This window comes from Pedobacter sp. R20-19 (assembly GCF_000708265.2).
In the GTDB taxonomy this organism is placed as follows: domain Bacteria; phylum Bacteroidota; class Bacteroidia; order Sphingobacteriales; family Sphingobacteriaceae; genus Pedobacter.
In genome coordinates, this window is sequence record NZ_JCKI01000001.1 from 494,493 (window position 1) to 513,135 (window position 18,643).

Annotated in this window: 11 protein-coding genes; 8 read left to right on the forward strand and 3 right to left on the reverse strand. The window is 39.2% G+C overall.

The window, feature by feature from the left end:
- Positions 1 to 210 precede the first annotated feature (210 nt).
- The 5 genes from AN34_RS02205 to AN34_RS02225 all read left to right on the forward strand — a co-directional run bounded on the left by AN34_RS02205 (position 211) and on the right by AN34_RS02225 (position 7,843).
- Entirely contained in the window at positions 211 to 1,326 is a 1,116-nt protein-coding gene (locus tag AN34_RS02205) for an endo-1,4-beta-xylanase (RefSeq protein ID WP_029281837.1), read from the forward strand.
- Positions 1,327 to 1,330: 4 nt separating this feature from the next.
- Positions 1,331 to 4,198, forward strand: coding sequence for a glycosyl hydrolase 115 family protein (locus AN34_RS02210; protein WP_036676338.1), 2,868 nt, complete (start codon positions 1,331 to 1,333; stop codon positions 4,196 to 4,198).
- 25 nt (positions 4,199 to 4,223) lie between these two features.
- Entirely contained in the window at positions 4,224 to 5,327 is a 1,104-nt protein-coding gene (locus AN34_RS02215) for a glycoside hydrolase family 43 protein (RefSeq protein WP_029281849.1), read from the forward strand.
- Between the two features lie 260 nt (positions 5,328 to 5,587).
- Positions 5,588 to 6,748 (forward strand): acyltransferase family protein, encoded by a 1,161-nt coding sequence (locus tag AN34_RS02220; protein ID WP_029281851.1) that lies wholly within the window; start codon positions 5,588 to 5,590, stop codon positions 6,746 to 6,748.
- A 72-nt stretch (positions 6,749 to 6,820) separates the two neighbouring features.
- Entirely contained in the window at positions 6,821 to 7,843 is a 1,023-nt protein-coding gene (locus tag AN34_RS02225; protein ID WP_029281853.1) for a LacI family DNA-binding transcriptional regulator, read from the forward strand.
- 5 nt (positions 7,844 to 7,848) lie between these two features.
- Here the strand turns inward: AN34_RS02225 and uxuA are convergent, their stop codons facing one another.
- On the reverse strand, positions 7,849 to 9,015 hold the full coding sequence (gene uxuA, locus AN34_RS02230) for a mannonate dehydratase (RefSeq protein WP_029281855.1): 1,167 nt from the start codon (positions 9,013 to 9,015) through the stop codon (positions 7,849 to 7,851).
- A 409-nt stretch (positions 9,016 to 9,424) separates the two neighbouring features.
- The gene (gene nagB, locus AN34_RS02235) at positions 9,425 to 11,350 is read right to left on the reverse strand and encodes a glucosamine-6-phosphate deaminase (RefSeq protein ID WP_029281857.1); all 1,926 of its coding nucleotides are present in this window, start codon (positions 11,348 to 11,350) and stop codon (positions 9,425 to 9,427) included.
- Positions 11,351 to 11,505: 155 nt separating this feature from the next.
- On the opposite strand from nagB, the gene AN34_RS02240 reads away from it, so the two are divergent.
- The 3 genes from AN34_RS02240 to AN34_RS02250 all read left to right on the forward strand — a co-directional run bounded on the left by AN34_RS02240 (position 11,506) and on the right by AN34_RS02250 (position 17,753).
- Positions 11,506 to 12,702, forward strand: coding sequence for an anhydro-N-acetylmuramic acid kinase (locus AN34_RS02240; protein WP_029281859.1), 1,197 nt, complete (start codon positions 11,506 to 11,508; stop codon positions 12,700 to 12,702).
- Between the two features lie 587 nt (positions 12,703 to 13,289).
- Positions 13,290 to 16,439 carry a SusC/RagA family TonB-linked outer membrane protein gene (locus AN34_RS02245; protein ID WP_029281861.1) on the forward strand — a complete coding sequence of 1,050 codons (3,150 nt, stop codon included), beginning with the start codon at positions 13,290 to 13,292 and terminating at the stop codon, positions 16,437 to 16,439.
- An 18-nt stretch (positions 16,440 to 16,457) separates the two neighbouring features.
- Positions 16,458 to 17,753: a RagB/SusD family nutrient uptake outer membrane protein gene (locus tag AN34_RS02250; protein WP_029281863.1), complete on the forward strand. Its 1,296-nt coding sequence runs from the start codon at positions 16,458 to 16,460 to the stop codon at positions 17,751 to 17,753.
- Positions 17,754 to 17,790: 37 nt separating this feature from the next.
- Here AN34_RS02250 and AN34_RS02255 read toward each other — a convergent pair whose 3' ends face one another.
- A complete protein-coding gene (locus tag AN34_RS02255; RefSeq protein ID WP_029281865.1) occupies positions 17,791 to 18,537 on the reverse strand; it encodes a DeoR/GlpR family DNA-binding transcription regulator in 747 nt (248 codons plus the stop codon).
- Between the last annotated feature and the right edge of the window lie 106 nt (positions 18,538 to 18,643).

Genomic DNA, 18,643 nt, shown 5'->3' on the forward strand with positions numbered 1-18,643 from the left:
ACAAGCGGGATTTTTTATTTAACAGGGTCTTTTTTATACCATTATGAGCAAGAAAACAAAATTGTAAAATTTTTATGCAACCGATTGCAGATTTATAAAATTAGTTCTACTTTTAGTTATTCTAAATAGGATAGGTATATCGTAGAACCAAAAGAACAGGAAAATCCTTAACATGATTTTGTAAGGCTTGCCCTGATTAACCAAATATAAATGAGCAGTGCCCCAAAGTTGTTAAGATTGACCAGGTCGTTATGGATTTGTTTTGCGTTGATGATTTATATTCATTCAAGCAGTGCGCAGCAGGTCATGAATCCCAAAGCAAAGGGATTAAAAGATTACTATCAAAAATATTTCCCAATTGGTGTGGCCGTAGCAGTAAAGAATCTGCAAGGCGATGAGGCTCAATTGATCAAAAAACAATTTAATAGCATTACTGCAGAAAATGCCATGAAAATGGCTTCCATTCAGCCTAAAGAAGGAGTTTTCTATTGGAAGGATGCTGATTCCATCGTGAGCTTTGCACAAAGAAACGACATAAAAGTTCGGGGTCATAATTTATGCTGGCACGAGCAAACACCTGATTGGTTTTTTAAAGATAACGATGGTAAAGAGGTAACCAAAGCGGTATTGTTGCAGCGGTTAAAAACACATATTACAGCAATAGTAAGTCGGTATAAAGGAAAAATTTATGCATGGGATGTGATTAATGAAGCCATTGATGATGATCCAAACAAATACTTAAGAAATTCTAAATGGTACCAGATCTGCGGTGAAGATTTTATTTCAAAAGCCTTTGAATATGCACATGAGGCAGATCCGGATGTTAAGTTGTTTTACAACGATTATAATACGGAAAGACCTGAAAAGTGGGAACACATTTATAAACTTCTAAAAAGCCTGAAAGATAAAGGCGTACCAATTGATGGGGTGGGCTTGCAGGCTCACTGGTCTGTAGTGGAACCGACAGAAGTTGAACTCCGATCTGCAATAGAGCGGTATTCATCACTAGGGCTGAAAATTCAGTTTACCGAGCTGGATATTTCCATTTACCCATGGGAAAAAATGAAACGTGCCCGCAGGCCTGATGAATCTGATGCATTTACACCCGAATTGGAAAAAGCACAAATGGAAAAATATGCTATGGTTTTTAAAGTTTTTCGAGCATATAAAAATGTAATCACCAATGTCACTTTCTGGAATATCTCCGATCGCTATTCCTGGCTTGACAATTATCCTGTAACTGGAAGAAAAAATTATCCGCTGCTTTTTGATCAGCACCTTCAACCTAAAAAAGCCTACTGGGAAGTCATCAATTTTAAAAAATAATGATATGAAGAAACTAATCCTGGTAATGATAATGTTGGGTTTAACAACTATTGGTATGGCTGCTGGAGCAGATCCATTCATATCAAAAGGCTACGTTAAAGGAAGTTTTGCCATAGCAAATAAAGGAGCTGTATCTGCTGTTTTAGTGAGTGGAGATGAATGGCCTGGTGTAATAATGGCAGCCAACAATCTTCAAACTGATATAGAAAAAGTTACTGGTTTAAAACCAGCTTTTTTCAAAGATAAAACTACAGGAGCGGCAATTATCATCGGTACAATAGGGAAGAGTACCGTCATAGATCAATTAATCAGCACAGGTAAAATTAATGTAGCAGGCGTTGCTGGTAAGTGGGAAAGTACCTTAATAGAAGTAATTAAAAATCCGTTACCAGGTATAGATTCAGCACTGGTAATTGCAGGTAGTGATAAGCGTGGAACCATTTACGGCATATACGAGCTATCCAGTCAAATTGGTGTTTCGCCATGGTATTACTGGGCAGATGTACCGGTTAAAAAAAGCGAAATGCTTTTTGCCACTTCTGGCAAACACCTCATTGCTTCGCCTGCTGTAAAATATCGCGGTATTTTTCTAAATGATGAAGCACCGGCACTTTCGGGTTGGAGTAAAAAGGAATTTGGTGGATTTAACAGCAAGTTTTATAGTAAAGTGTTTGAATTGATTCTTCGTTTAAAAGGCAATTACCTGTGGCCAGCCATGTGGGGAAGTGCTTTTAATGATGATGATCCAATGAATCCGGTTTTGGCTGATGAATATGGTGTTGTTATTGGAACTTCGCACCATGAACCATTAGCCCGGGCGCATGATGAATGGAAAAGATATAAAGGTGGCAAATGGAATTATGATCAGAATCCCGAGCAATTGAGGGCTTTTTGGGAAAGTGGTTTAAAACGTGTTGCAGATAAAGAGCAAATCATTACGGTTGGCATGCGCGGTGATGGAGATGAACCAATGACGGAGGGAACGGCTACAGCCTTGCTGGAAAAGATTGTGAAAGACCAGCGTGAAATCATTGAAAAGGTAACGAAAAAAACAGCCTCAGAAACTCCTCAACTATGGGCGCTCTATAAAGAGGTGCAGGCATATTATGATAAAGGGATGCGGGTTCCGGATGATATTACTTTACTACTTTGCGATGATAACTGGGGCAACATCAGAAAACTTCCAAAGCTGAATGAAGCACCACGAAAGGGTGGTTATGGTATTTATTATCACTTCGATTATGTTGGTGACCCTAGAAATTATAAATGGATTAATACCAATCCGATCCAAAAAATCTGGGAGCAGATGAATCTCGCTTACGAATACAACGCCAATCAGATCTGGATTGTAAATGTTGGCGACTTAAAGCCTATGGAATTTCCCATCTCATTTTTCCTTGATTATGCCTGGGCTCCGGATGCTATTCCTGCAGAGCAGTTAAAACAATATACCATCAATTGGTCTGAGAAACAATTTGGTGCAACTTATGCTGTAGAAATAGCTGAAATATTTGATCTATATACCAAATATAATGGTCGGGTTAAGCCAGAGTTGTTGAATGACCGTACTTACAGTTTAACCAATTATAACGAATTTGAAAATGTAGTTGCCGATTACAGAAAACTGGAGCAGAAGGCTAAATTCATCTATAATAATATCCCTACAGATCAAAAGGATGCTTTCTATCAATTGGTGATGCATCCGGTAGAGGCCAGTGCTAACCTTTATGATCTTTATTATCACGTAGCCAAGAATAAACTTTATGCCAAACAAGGTCGTATAGGTACAAATGCAATGGCAGATAAAGTTGCAGAATTGTATAAACGTGATGAAGAAATTACGCAATATTATAATAAAACCATGGCCAACGGGAAGTGGGATCATATGATGGATCAAACGCATATCGGCTATACATCCTGGCAACAACCAGAAATGAATGCTATTCCGAAAACGATCAACCAAGCTTTAAATTCAGTGCAAACGAAAGCCCAGATGGGCTTGGCTATTGAAGGAAGTGATTCTTCCTGGGTCAGCAATGAAAAAGTAAAGGTTGCCCTTCCAGCTTTTGACGATGGTAGCAATCCATCACATTATATTGAATTATTTAACAAGGGTTATGGTTCTATAAACTATCAGATCAAAGCTCCGGCTTATGTTAAATTAAGTACGGCAAAAGGAATATTAAATGATGAAATAAGGATCTGGATCAGAATCGATTGGAACAGTGCGCCAAAGGGAAAAATACAGACTAATCTCCAGGTTTCCGGGAGCGATGGTACTAAGCTATTGGTTCCTTTATTATTGGATCGTTCAAAATCTGCCAATCAGCAGAATAATACTTTCGTTGCCAGTAATGGGTATATTTCGATTGAGGCACCAAATTACAGCAGAGAGATCAATAGCCGACCGATATTTTGGAAAACCATTCCAAACTATGGAAAGACAACAGGTGGAGTGCTTCCGGTTCCGGTTACTTCAGCAGTTAAAAACCTGGATGTGAATACGCCACATCTGGAATATGATATTGATTTAAACACTACAGGTACATTTAATCTGAATACCTATATCTCACCAACCATCGATTTTACCAATAGTGATGGATTAAAATTTGCCGTTTCTATTGATAATGAAGCACCAGTTATCATTAATATCAGTGCGGATTACAAAACAGATGGTGCCTGGAGGAAATCTGTTGCCAATAATATTAAGATTTTTAAAACAGCACTAAAGTTCGAAAGTAGTGGTAAACATACCCTCAAATATTGGATGATTACCCCAGGAGTAGTATTGCAAAAATTAGTGCTGGACCTCGGCGGATTAAAGCCTAGTTATCTTGGCCCACCGGAAACTTTTGTAAGCAAATTAAAATAATCGTAACCATTTATAAATTTTAAAGATGATGAAAAACATTAAAAAAGTATCTGGCCTGGCTTTACTTGTAACGCTTGCTGTGACCAGTTCTTGCCAGCAAAATGCCAAAAAAACAAGCACTGCTGAAATGGCTGATACCAGTAAAAAGGCGAAGTATCTTTCGCAGCCTTTAATTAGTGAAATATATACAGCAGATCCATCTGCTCATGTTTTTAATGGAAAGATATACATTTATCCATCGCATGATATTGATTCTGGTATACCCGAAAATGACAACGGAGATCATTTTGCAATGAAAGATTACCACATTTTGAGTATGGATAGTATTAATGGAAAGGTAAGCGATCATGGAGTGGCTTTAAGTGTAAAAGATATTCCATGGGCGGGGCGCCAACTCTGGGCACCCGATGCGGCGTTTAAAAATGGAACTTACTATTTATACTTTCCGGTAAAAGATAAACAAGATGTGTTCCGTATTGGGGTGGCTACAGCTAAAGATCCTGCTGGTCCGTTTAAAGCAGAACCAAAGCCAATAGAAGGAAGTTATAGTATCGATCCGGCTGTATTTACTGATGCAGATGGCTCCAAGTACATGTACTTTGGAGGCATCTGGGGTGGTCAATTACAACGTTGGAACAATGGTAAGTATGATGCAAATGGTTCAAAAACAGATTCTCAAAAAGAAAATGAACCTGCATTAACAGCTAAAGTTGCAAAGCTGAGCAAAGATATGTTAACATTTGATGGTGCAGTGAAAGATGTGGTTATATTAGATCAAAACGGCAAACCATTACTTACTAAAGACCATGACAAACGTTTCTTTGAGGGCGCATGGATGCATAAATATAATGGTAAATACTATTTTACGTATTCTACTGGCGATACGCACTTTTTAGCTTCGGCAATTGGCGATAGTCCTTTTGGCCCCTTTAAGTATCAGGGTACATTTATGAATCCAGTGCAGGGGTGGACAACGCATCATTCTATTGTTGAGGTTAAAGGCAAATGGTATATTTTTTATCATGATACCCAGCTTTCTGGCAAAACTCATCTAAGGAATGTGAAAGTTACGGAGTTGACCCATAATGCTGATGGAACAATTGCTTTGATTGAGCCAATAAAGAAGTAATTAATTAAACCGTAAGACCACAAAATTTCCGATTGCGCTCTATCCCTTTAAGCTTCGTAGGTTGGATTTTCAACTTGCGAAGTCTTGAAGGGTTTATGTAGGAAAGACTTAGCCAGTTTAAAGATGGTTTGGTTTGCTTTTTAATACTGACAAGGTTTGAAGTTTCACCAAAGCTTTTAAAACTTTTTAGCACGATAATAATTTATTTCGCTATATAAAAGCAAAGTTTTAAATTGGGTAGCTAAACCAAGCCCTAAATCATGACCGAGCCTAAACAACGCCTGCTTTCTCTGGATTTCTTTAGAGGATTAACCGTCGCCGCAATGATTTTAGTGAATAATCCAGGCAGCTGGAGTCATATTTATGCGCCTTTAGAGCACGCTGAGTGGAATGGCTGTACACCAACAGATTTAATTTTCCCATTTTTTCTGTGGATTGTTGGTGTTTCAATTGCATTTGCGATGAGCAGTAGTAAGGCAGATCCATCTACACATCAAAAAACAATCATTAAAGCCATTAAAAGAGGAATTATCCTTTATTCACTTGGCTTTTTCCTGGCCATCTTCGGTAAAATTATGGCCGTTATCATTGACGGCAAAAGTCTGCTCGAAGCATTTCAAACTGTAAGGTTGTTAGGGGTTTTACAGCGTATAGGAATTGTATTTATTATAAGTAGCATCATTTTTCTGCGTGTTTCTAACAAAGGAATATTTAAACTATTTGTCGCTATTTTAGCCATTTACTGGGCCCTTATGACTTTTGTGCCCGTGCCTGGCATAGGTTATGCAAATCTAGAGAAGGAAACCAATCTGGCCGCTTGGATAGATAGAGGGATTTTAACGGAAGCACATATTTGGGCATCATCAAAAACCTGGGATCCAGAAGGGGTATTGAGTACATTACCAGCCATAGCGACTTGCTTATTTGGCATTCTGGTAGGAGTATGGCTGCGCAACAAAGAAGTAGATCAACCTACAAAAGTAGCCTGGTTGTTTACTTCAGGTGTGGCTGCTGTTATTTTGGGTTTACTTTGGGATTTGCAGTTTCACATTAATAAAGCCTTGTGGACCAGTTCTTATGTATTGTATGCTGGCGGTTTATCGTCTATCGGACTTGCACTTTGTTACTGGCTGATTGATGTTCAGGGTTATAAAAGGATTACCACACCTTTTGTGGTTTATGGGATAAATGCCATCACTGTTTTTTTTCTGGCTGGGCTGATGCCACGCGTTTTGAACCTGATTAAACTACCCAATGCAGATGGTACAAAATCGGCTCTGCTGGAAAAATTTTATACTACGTGCTATACCCCCTTCTTTTCTCCAATAAACGCATCTTTAATTTGGGCCATCACTTATGTGCTTGGTTTTTATGTGCTATTGTATTTCATGTACAAAAAGAATATCATCATTAAGGTTTAATTGTTAAATTGGCCAACAATCAGTTGAAATAAAAAAAATCAAAGAAAAGGGTCGCCAACATTACATCAAAAATTGAGTAAAAAAACAACTATATACGATATTGCTAAAGCGCTGAATATTACGGTTTCAACTGTTTCAAGAGCATTAAGTGGTTTTCCTGCAATAAGTGAGACAACCCGTAAGGCTGTGGTCGAAATGGCGGAAACATTGAATTACAGTCCGAATAGATTGGCTTCAGCACTTAAATCTGGCAAAACACATATTATAGGGGTAATTGTGCCGAGTGTACAGGCTCATTTTTTTGCCTCCATTATTCATTGTATCGAAGATGGGTTGAAGGATAGTGGTTACCGGGTAATCATTTATCAATCAAATGAATCGGTTGAGAATGAAATCAACGGGGTGAAAACTTTGCTAGAGGCACAGGTAGATGGCATTATGGCTTCATTATCTTTAGAAACACAGGATGTATCACATTTTCAGGAGATCATAAAGCAAAATAAGCCACTTATTCTTTTCGATCGGGTTAATGAAGAACTAGCAGTACCAACCATCACGCTTGATGATTTTAAGGCTGGCTATATGGCCACCCAGCATTTAATTGATCAGGGATACAGTAATATTGCGTTCATTACTACCATTCATCAGATCAAAATTTTCAATGACAGGCTTAAGGGCTATAAAGCAGCATTACAGGATAACCATTTGCCTGTTTTAGAGGAATACATTCACTTTGGTGGATTATCGATTAAGGATGGGCGATTTGGCGCCGGAAAGTTAATGAGGCTTCAAAATAAACCAGATGCCATTGTAGCTGGAGACGATTTTACGGCATTAGGTGTAATTAAAAAGCTAAAGGAAATTAATCAAATGCCACCGGATGTTGGGGTAATCGGTTTTGCCAACGAAGCCTTTTCAGCCTACATTACGCCGAACTTATCTACGATTGATCAGCATGCATCGCAAATGGGAAAAGAATGTGCAAAAATGTTTCTAAAGATGATTCATCAGGAAAATCCTTATCAAAATACTGAGCACATTGTATTAAATCCAACAGTAGTAGAAAGGCAATCTAGTACTAAATTGCCTTCCTGATTTTATTAAAATAAACTTTTTCTGATACCCATTTCCAGACCTCTGATTTCGGCCAGCCCCTTTAACCTTCCAATCGCAGAATACCCAGGAAAAGGATTTTTAACTAAATCATCAAGCATTTGGTGGCCGTGATCAGGACGCATAGGGATGGTTCTATTTTCAGCATGCATCAGCTTTACCGCCTCGCGAACTACCGAAAACATATCGGCATTGCCCTCCAGGTGATTGGCTTCGTAAAAGTTGCCTTCCTCATCTCTTTGTGTACTTCTTAAGTGCAGGAAGTGAATTCTTGAACCTAATCTTTTAATCATTCCCGGAAGATCATTATCGGGTCTGGCGCCAAATGAACCACTGCAGAAACAAAGGCCATTTGATTTAGCCGGTACCTGATCGATAATGTATTGCGCATCTTTTTCCGTACTCATGATTCTTGGTAAACCTAAAATTGGATAAGGGGGGTCATCGGGGTGAATGGCCATCTGCATGCCATGTTCATCTGCAACCGGAGTAATCTCTTTAAGGAAATGTACAAGATTTTGTTTTAAGATATCGGAGGTAATTCCTTTAAAGCCATCTAATAATGCTAAAACTTGTTCAGGTGTAAAATGATCTTTGCTGCCTGGTAAGCCTTGCAAACAATTTCCTGTTAGTTCATTTTTTTGTGTATCTGTTAACTTTTCGAAATAATGGGTTGCCTTTGTTATTTCATCTTCCGTATAATCGGCAGCTGCATTTGGTCTTTTTAACAAAAATAAATCGAATGCTATAAATGCTGATTTTTCAAATCGAAGTGCCAAAGCGCCACTTTCAGTTTCATATTTCAGGTTGGTACGCATCCAATCTAGCACAGGCATGAAATTATAGGTAATCACCTTTATTCCGCAAGAAGCAAGATTTTCGAGACTTATTTTATAATTTTCTATCCAGGTTTGGTATGCACCACCTCTTTTTTTAATATCTTCATGTACTGGTAAGCTTTCTACAACACTCCATATCATACCAGCCTTTTCAATTTCTTCTTTTCTTTTTTGAATCTCTTCAACAGTCCAGATTTCTCCAACAGGAATGTGATGCAGTGCGGTCACTACCCCGCTGCAGCCAGCCTGTTTAATGTCTGTTAAACTCACAATGTCATCTGGTCCATACCAGCGCATGGTTTCAATCATTTTCATTTTTATATAGTCTTGTTTTTGGTTTAATGCAATTAGTTCTGGTCAAAGATAAAACTTAAAGTTATTTAAAATATTGGTTAACAACCGAGAATCAAGTTAAAATTTATTGAGATTGATTTGACTGACGAAGTTTCGGTGGGATTGAGTGATGGAAAACTTCATCAGTCTTTCAGGAGTTTCTGTTTAAACTGTCGAAGTCTTGCTGCGCACCGGCCTTTAAGACTTAGCAAGTTGATTTGACTTACGAAGTTTTGGTGGATAGAGCGATGGAAAAACTTCGTCAGTCTTTTAAGGTTTTTCGTTTAAACTGTCTAATTCTTGTTGGGCTATTGGCCTTTGAGACTTCGCAAGTTGATTAAACAAAAAAATCCCCACATTCTTCAATGTGAGGATTTAAATCTTAATTTATTTAATCTTGAAACTTCCATCTTACGAAAGCTTCCATCGCTTCGTATTCTGCCAGCCCGAGTTCATCATAGGCTTTAGCCGTTTCACGGTTACGGTCTTCTGCCCGTTGCCAAAATTCCCTTGAATCATCTCCAGGAAAAACAGCTCTGTCCTTTTGACTCTGGTGCTTGAAAATTGCATTTCTTTTGCGCTCCAATTCCTGAGGAGAAATGGGTACAGCCATTTCAATTTCATGGGTTTCAAATTCATGCCATGCACCACGGTACATCCATAACCAGCAATCCTTAGCCCAATCTTCCGTTTTACGGAGGCGGGTTAAAGCCGCAAGGATAATGTTAAAACACACAATGTGCGTTCCATGCGGATCTTCAAAATCGCCGGCAGCAAAAACTTGTTGCGGTTTTACTTTTTGTAAAAGTTCAATAGTTAAATCTATATCGGCATCTGTAACCGGGTTTTTTTGATTTTTTCCACTTTCATAAAAAGGAAGTGCCTGAAAATGAATATGGTCATCTTCCAAACCACAATATCTTGCGCCCGCAATTGCCTCACCTTTTCTAATCAATCCTTTTACGGTTTGAATTTCCGGTGTATCTACCTGGTTAGGTTGTTTATCCTCAATGAAAGTTCTCATTTTATGATAAAGTTCTTTCAAGTGAGTGTTATCCATGCCCATTTTCTCTGTAAAATCTACATTAAATTCTACAAAACGTAAGGCATCATCATCCCAAACGGCAGTATTTCCTGAGGTTTGATAAGCCACATGCACATCATGTTTCTGGTCAACTAAACGGATGAAGGTACCGCCCATAGAAATTACATCGTCATCAGGATGTGGTGAAAATATAATTACCCTTTTCTTGGCTGGTTCAGCTCTTTCCGGACGTTGAGAATCATCAGCATTAGGTTTTCCGCCTGGCCAGCCTGTAATGGTATGTTGTAATTTGTTGAAGATATGGATGTTAATGTTGTAAACCGGGCCTTTTTCAGTAGCCAGTTGTGCCATCCCGTTATTGTTGTAATCATCTTCTGTTAACTTCAATACCGGTTTTCCTAAGCTATTGGCTAACCAGATTACAGCCTTGCGGATAAGGGCATCAGTCCATACACAATCTTTAACCAGCCATGGTGTATCAAAGCGGGTCAGTTCTGAGGCTGCAGGTGTATCTAAAATAAACTCTACATGATCAGATAATTGAAGGTACGTTGCCGGAACCTCCCCAGAGATTTCGCCTTCTACTGCTTTTTTGATGATGGATGCTTTTTTTCGGCTCCATGCCATTAAGATAATCTCTCTAGCTTTGAAAATGGTGCCAATACCCATGGTAATGGCTTTGGTAGGCACAAAGGTTTTTCCGCCGAAATCACGGGCAGCATCTCTACGTGTTAAATCATCCAGTGTTACTAATCGTGTACCAGAGTTTGGTGCCGATCCGGGTTCGTTAAACCCGATGTGCCCGGTACGACCAATCCCCAGAATCTGAATATCTAAGCCACCTAAATCACCGATTTTCTTTTCGTAATCCAGGCAAAAAGCCGGAATATCTTCCAGTGCCAGTGTACCATCAGGAATATGAACATTGTTCTTGTCGATGTCAATGTGATCGAAAAGATTGTCGTTCATAAAAGTGACATAACTCTGGGCTGCGGTTGGCGCCATTGGATAATACTCATCCAGGTTAAAAGTAATCACATTTTTAAAACTTAAACCCTCTTCTTGATGCAGTCTAACCAGTTCGGCATAAACTGCAATTGGGGTAACACCTGTTGCTAAGCCCAGTACTGCAGGTGTGTTGCTTGCTTGTTTGGATTTAATGAGATTGGCGATTCGGTGCGCCACATTAATCGAAGCAATTTTTGGATTTTCGAACACGCTTACGGGTAGTTTCTCGAAACGTGTCTCCTCCAGTAGATTTAATCTAGCCATTTTTTTTATATGGTTTTTAATGTACGGAGCAGTAAAGATAGCGAGTTATGTGCAGTTTTTAATAAAGGTTATTTACTTTTATTGTTTAAATGGAAGAGAAAAATATCTGATGTACAGAAACAACCTTCAACAAATTTTATAAATCAATCCAAATAATGAATAAGCAAATCCAAAATCTCTATTTAAGGGCTAATAAATCTGAACGGTTAATTATAGGTTTAATGAGCGGAACATCTATGGATGGTTTGGATATTGCACTTTGCAAGGTGAAGGGGAGTGGTGCAGATACGGATATTGAGGTACTGGAGTTTAAAACCGGAGATTTTACAGCTGATTTCCGCTCAAAGATAAAGGCCGTCTTCTCTAAAAAAGAAGTTGATTTGCAATTGGTTTGCCTGATGAATGAGCTTATTGCCAATACCCATGCCCAATTAATTAATGAAGCACTGAAAGAATGGGGTTATCAAAATGAGGAGATTGATTTCATTGCCAGTCACGGACAAACGATTTTTCATGCCCCAAAATCATTGCACCAAATGGAAGATTATCCTGATGGAACGCTTCAAATTGGCGATGGCGATCATATCGCCGTAAAAACCGGAATTATTACCTTATCTGATTTCCGCCAGAAGCATTTAGCGGCAGGTGGTGAAGGTGCTCCTTTGGCTGTATATGGCGATTATCTTATTTTTTCGAAAGCGGGTGAAGACCGTATCATGCTAAATATCGGAGGCATTGCCAATTTTACATACCTCCCGGGAAGCTTGAATGCAGATGAAATTTTTTCTACGGATGTAGGGCCGGGAAATACTTTAATGGATCAGTTCATGCAGCAACATTTTAATCAATTCTATGATCGAAATGCTGCAATAGGTTTGTCAGGAAATTTAAATCAGGATTTATTATCTGCCTTACTAAAAAATGATTTTTTTGGTGCAAATTTCCCTAAAACCACAGGGCCGGAGTTGTTTAATCTGAATTATTTAGGCGCTGCTCAAAAAGTTTCAGGTACAGCAGATCTTAAAAAAGAAGATGTAGTGGCTACTTTATGTCATTTCTCTGCACAAATTATAGTCGATGCGATACAGAGATGCTTCGGCATGCAAGCAAAGGTGAGGATTTTTATGAGTGGCGGTGGGATGCATAATCCTTTATTAGTAAGTCTGTTAAAGGAAAAGTTGCCGCAATCCAGCTTCGTAACTACCAATGAGTTAAATATCAACCCTGATGCGAAGGAAGCTGTGTTATTTGCTGTTCTGGCAAATGAAACATTATGTGGTGCACCAATTGATTTTGGAAGTAGAAAGGGGATCCCTTCGGTATGTATGGGGAAGATTAGCTTGCCGGAGTAGGGTACCTCTCCCCTTCATCCCCTCTCCTGAAAGAGAGGGGGCTAGGAGCCGAAAAAGACAAAGCGTTTAAACTATAGCTTTAAACTTATGCTTTTTGTTTCCTATTTTCTCTCTTTAAGAATAGGTACAATACTAAACAGCTTAAATTAATAAATAGGTTATGAGCAATATACAATAAACACCGGGTTTAAACCACCCACCGGCATTTCCATCTCTTTAAGGAGAGGAACAGCAAAAATTACAACAATTACTTCCTTTGATAGGGAGAGGTTATTAGCAATATACAATTAGCACAAGGTTTAAACCACCCATCATTATTCCCCATCTTTGAGGAGAGGGATAGCATAAAATTACATCAATTACTTCCTTATAATGGGGAGAGGTTATTAGCAATATACAATCAGCACAGGGTTTAAACCACCCACCATTATTCCCTCTCTTTGAAGAGAGGAGCAGCACAAATTACAACAATTACTTCCTTTGATAGGGATAGGTTCTTTTATTTTGTGCACTCTGCTTTACAAAGAATAAAAATTGGCGTTGTAAGTGATTTTATTATTTTTGTTTAAAATCCTAACCCTAATTTTATGGAAAAAATTTACCTTCAATGGTTATCCAAGTTATTTATGACTTTGATGATCCCATTTCTCCTGCTCTTATTTACAATGCAGGTTCATGCCCAAAACAAACGGTACACCATTAGTGGAAAAGTAACCGATGGGGCCAATAACACGCCCATTCCGGGAGTGGTCGTTAAAATACAAAATACCAATCTGGCCACAAGTACAAATGGGAGCGGAGCCTATACTTTTTCAGTAGACCTGGCACCAGGAAGTTATCAGCTATCCTTCTCATTTGTTGGTTATAAATCTACGGTACAAACCATTTCGCTTGGAGAAAATACAGCCGTGACATTAAATGGCGTTTTAAACGGCGATGCGGTTGGTTTAGATGAGGTTATTGTAACGGGTACATCTGCCGGAACAACCAGAAAAGAACTGGGCAGTTATGTAAGTACAGTAAAAGGTGATGACTTAAACAAAGCGCCAAGTGGGAATGTACTGTCTTCTTTACAAGGGAAAGCCGCAGGTGCACAAATCAGTCAGAATTCAGGAGACCCTGCTGGTGGCATGTCCGTAAGGTTAAGGGGAATTAGTTCAGTAAACTCATCTTCAGAACCACTATACATTATTGATGGTGTAATCGTGAACAACTCCACCACCAGAGTCACCAATACTTCATCAAATTATGATGGCGGAAACGTGGTAGGAAGCATAGGTCAAAATAGAATGGTTGATATTAATCCAGCTGATATTGATCGGATTGAAGTTTTAAACGGTGCTGCTGCTGCTGCAATTTATGGTTCAAGAGCCAACTCAGGCGTAATTCAGATTTTCACCAAAAGGGGTGCCAGCGGTAAGGCGCAGGTTACTTTTAATACCAGTCTAACCATGAGTGAATTGCGGAAACAGATTGAGGTCAATCAGTCGCCGGTTAAATTTGGTGGTTCAGTAAATTCATTCACGCAAGATGTGATTCAAATGGTGGTTACTCCTCCAGCTACTACGGCGGCCTTATTAACCAATACCACTCCAGTTACGCGATACAATTATCAGGATTATATTTTCCAAACCGGATATGGTACGGATAATACGGTTTCTATTAGCGGAGGGACAGACAATACGAAGTTTTATACTTCAGCAAGTTATTTCACTAATCAGGGGATTATTAAAAACACCGATTTTTCAAGGTACAACCTGCGGGCAAACGTAGATCAGAAGATTACCGATTGGGCATCGTTAAGTGTAGGTATGAATTACATCAGGAGTGCGGCCAATGAGAAACCAGATGGTAACTCCTTTTTTTCGCCGATGAATTCGGTCACCATTATTGGGAACTTCCATGATATTTTTGCAAGAGATGCGAATGGCAATCTACTGGCAGTTGGAGAGCGTGGCCGGGTGAATCCAGTTTCTGTGATTGAAGACATTAAGCAACGCCAGGAAACCAACCGAATCATTTCAAGTGCCAATCTGAAACTTAATCCAGTAAAAAACCTGACTTTAAACTTCTTGGTTGGTGTAGACAACTCTGGTTCAAATGGGTATACTTATATTCCGCCGTTTGCTTATAACGTAAACCCTGATTTTTATGGGGGCGGCGCAACATTGGATGGTACACTAAATGGTTATGCCAGTGCGGCCAGTAACAATGCCTTTCAGTTTAACAATGATATCAATGCTACTTATCAGGCACAAATCAGTGATAAAATTGCTTCAACCACGCAATTGGGATATTCTTTTCAGTATGAGCAAACGCGATATCAATTGGTAAATGGTAGGGGTTTAGCTCCTTTAATTGAAACGGTTAATGCTGCGGCTACTCAACTTCCTAGTTTGGATGGCAGAACCCAGCTTTCGGTAACCGGAGGATATTTACAGCAGACCTTTAAATATAGAGACCACTTTTTTTTAACAGGAGCCGTTCGTGTTGATCAATCTACTGTATTTGGTGCCGATAACCGGACACAAACCTATTTCAAAGGTAACGCAAGTTATGTGTTGTCATCAGCTGATTACTGGAAAAATCTAGGTGTTTCATCATGGTGGGATACTTTTAAAATCCGGGCTGCCTATGGAGAATCGGGTAATTTAACAGGTATTGGTGCTTACGATCGGATCAATGCTTATTCAACACAATCTTTTTTAGGTCGGGCATCGTTGTTCTCAAGCGCGACTTTGGCTAATGAAAATGTTAAACCAGAGCGTCAGCGTGAATTGGAACTGGGTACAGACTTATCTTTCTTTAAAAATAGATTGGGCTTGCAGTTTAACTGGTACAATAAAAAGGTAAGTGATTTATTAATTGCCAGTGTTACCGCACCTTCGACCGGATTCTCTAGTTTTCTGGATAACATCGGATCGCTGAGAAATAAGGGAATTGAACTGGTGTTGAATGGAACGCCAATAAAATCAAAAGATTTTAGCTGGAATACCACCATAGTTTTTAATAGAAATAGAAACCAGGCACTTAACGTTGGTGGTTTAAGGTTGTTCGCAACCAATCCTGGTGCGCCGGTAGCCATTATTGATGGTGAAGCAATTGGTGTGTTTTATGGAACTTTCTTCGCCCGGAATCCAGATGGCAGTTTGTTAACCAATGCTGCCGGAATTCCACAGCTGGAGCGTGGCATACAGAATTCGGCAACCACCTATACACCGCAGCGTGGTGCAGATGGTTTACCTACCGGAACAACCTTGCGTAAAGTGCTGGGTAACCCGAATCCTGATTATACGGCTTCCTTTGTGAATGATTTCTCTTATAAAAAGTTTAACCTTCATGTGCAGTTAGATGCTGTTCAAGGTGGTGACGTTTGGAATGCCGACTGGAGAACCCGCCAGGGCGTGGGTAGTGGGAAAGTTGCAGAAGCAGAACAACTAGGCCAGCTGCCGAGAGGTTATGTTGCTGGCGTTTACGCTACTGAAGAATGGCGGATTGATGATGGATCTTTTGTAAAGTTAAGAGAGGTTTCTTTAAGCTATAATGTAGGTAAAGTTAAATACCTGCGCGATCTGACCATTACTTTAAGTGGAAGAAATCTGGTTTCATGGGATCATTATAAGGGATATGATCCTGAAGTGAACTCAGGCGGTCAGTCTACCATTTTAAGGAACATCGATTTCGGATCAGTTCCAATTCCAAGAACCTTTAGTTTAGGTTTACAAGTTAAATTTTAATCGATAAAGGAAAAATTTATGAAAAGTTTAAGAAATACAACTTCAAAATATATCACCTGTATTGCTATTGTCTGGGCATTCTGTTTAGCCTCATGCACAAAAGAATATCAGGATCCATCCAGGGCGAAAACAGATGTTGCCTTAACCACTCAACAAGGTTTAACTGCGGTTGCCATTGGGCTACAAAGGGTTTATACATTAAACAGAACGGGTGTAATGTTTAATTCTGTTGCTGCCAATGGTTTCGTTACCAACGAATTCTCTTTGCTAAATTCAGGAAATATTCCTGAATTGCAGTTAAGTACAGGTGGAGCAGCTGTTGATGGTACCAATACCATTTTATTTAACCTGTGGACAAGCGCTAATAAGATTATTTATGATGCAGATTTAGTCATCACGAATGCGGGTAATCTTGGAGATAAAGGTTATGCATCCGGCCTAATTGCCTATTCGAGCCTTTTTAAGGCGCTTGCTATTGGCAATCTATCTCAATATTGGGAAAAAATACCCGATGGAACAGGGAAAAATGTTGCATTTATTACAAGGGCAGCTGGTTTCTCTAAAGCAATTGCTGTAATTGATAATGCTTTAAGCACCATAACGGCTAATCCAATTTCAAGCGGCTTTAATTCAAATGTACCTAACATCAATATCGTAAATACCTTGCATGCCTTAAAGGCAAGATATGCCTTATTTTCTGGTAATTATTCACTGGCCTTAACAGAAGCTAATGCGGTAGATTTAACCAGGGCATCTTCTTTTAATTTTGATGCCACATCACCCAATATCCTATTTACCATTATTTCATCTAACAATGTTTTTCAGCCATCTAATGTAAATTTGGGCCTGACAGGCACCTATGTTCCTGATGCTGGAGATAAAAGAATCCCGTTCTATACCATTTTTGCAGGAAGTCCGGTGGCAACCATTCGCATGAGCGGCTTTGCAGCAAGTACCACAACGCCTTTTCCAATTTATTTACCAGGAGAAATGACATTAATAAAAGCAGAGGTATACGCACGTCAGCCAGATTTAACCAATGCCTTAACCGAATTAAATAGAGTTGTTACAAAAACGACTGATGTTTATGGTGTAACAGCCGCATTGCCTGCACTAACCGGGACTTACACTCAGCAACAGTTACTGGATTTGATTTACAAACACCGTTCTATTGAATTGTATGCTTCTGGTTTAAAAATTGAAGATATGAGGAGATTTAACCAGCCAGTAACCGGCCGGAAACGTAACTTTTTTCCTTACCCTTTCCAGGAAAGAGATAATAATCCGAATACACCTGCAGATCCAAGTTTTTAAAACACAAATGAGGCTCCGAATCTTCGAAGCCTCATTTCTATAAAATATTAACCTCTTTGTCCCGGTATCCGGTTAATGATTCATGATCCTGGTCGAGCTCGGTAATGAGGTAGCTGATGCTTCCAATCGGACAAACCCTTAATCGCAGTGCAATATCCAGTTTTTCTGAAATACACAATACGGCAGTTTTTTTCGAGGCCGCTAACATCGCTTTTTTTAATTGATTAATTTCCCAGTAAGTATCGGTAAGCCCTTCTTCCGGATGAATGGCGCTCGTACCCATCAGGCATAAATCTGCTTTGAGTTCTGCAAGCTGGGTAATCACCTGCCCGCCATAGGTAACTTGCGAATTTTTAGAAAATAAACCACCAATCAGTATTACCTCTATGTTGCTGTATTTCGCCAGTTCAACGGCCACTAAAGGGCTAATGGTAAAAAAAGTGGCTTCAATATTTTTAGGCAATTGTTTTACAAATTCTAAAATAGTGGTACCACCTCCGGTTAAAACCACCATTCCGTCTGTAATTAAATTGGTTGCTTTTTTGGCAATGACGATTTTACTATCTCTGGCATAAACCGTACTGTCATCGAAAGAACTGTGGTAAGATTTAGATAATGCACCACCATGAACTTTAAAAAGTAAACCTTCATCTGCGAGCTCCTGTAAGTCTCTTCTAATGGTATCTTCAGATACGGTGAGTAGTTGAACCAGATCAGAAGTGAGTACACGGTTGTGTAGATTGATCTGGCGCATAATAAAATCGTGGCGTTCTTTTTTAAGCATACTGGGAATGTTTTTCGAAAGTAAATATAGGATTTATTTGTATTGCGTGTTTTTGCGTTTTATTGCAATAATATATTGGGGTAAGAATGTTAAAATCTTGACTATT

Excerpts from the sequence above, each read along its gene's own strand:
- AN34_RS02205 (WP_029281837.1), top strand. The coding sequence starts at position 211 with ATGAGCAGTGCCCCAAAGTTGTTAAGATTGACCAGGTCGTTATGGATT.
- AN34_RS02210 (WP_036676338.1), top strand. The coding sequence starts at position 1,331 with ATGAAGAAACTAATCCTGGTAATGATAATGTTGGGTTTAACAACTATT.
- AN34_RS02215 (WP_029281849.1), top strand. The coding sequence starts at position 4,224 with ATGATGAAAAACATTAAAAAAGTATCTGGCCTGGCTTTACTTGTAACG.
- AN34_RS02220 (WP_029281851.1), top strand. The coding sequence starts at position 5,588 with ATGACCGAGCCTAAACAACGCCTGCTTTCTCTGGATTTCTTTAGAGGA.
- uxuA (WP_029281855.1), bottom strand. The coding sequence starts at position 9,015 with ATGAAAATGATTGAAACCATGCGCTGGTATGGACCAGATGACATTGTG.
- nagB (WP_029281857.1), bottom strand. The coding sequence starts at position 11,350 with ATGGCTAGATTAAATCTACTGGAGGAGACACGTTTCGAGAAACTACCC.
- AN34_RS02240 (WP_029281859.1), top strand. The coding sequence starts at position 11,506 with ATGAATAAGCAAATCCAAAATCTCTATTTAAGGGCTAATAAATCTGAA.
- AN34_RS02245 (WP_029281861.1), top strand. The coding sequence starts at position 13,290 with ATGGAAAAAATTTACCTTCAATGGTTATCCAAGTTATTTATGACTTTG.
- AN34_RS02250 (WP_029281863.1), top strand. The coding sequence starts at position 16,458 with ATGAAAAGTTTAAGAAATACAACTTCAAAATATATCACCTGTATTGCT.
- AN34_RS02255 (WP_029281865.1), bottom strand. The coding sequence starts at position 18,537 with ATGCTTAAAAAAGAACGCCACGATTTTATTATGCGCCAGATCAATCTA.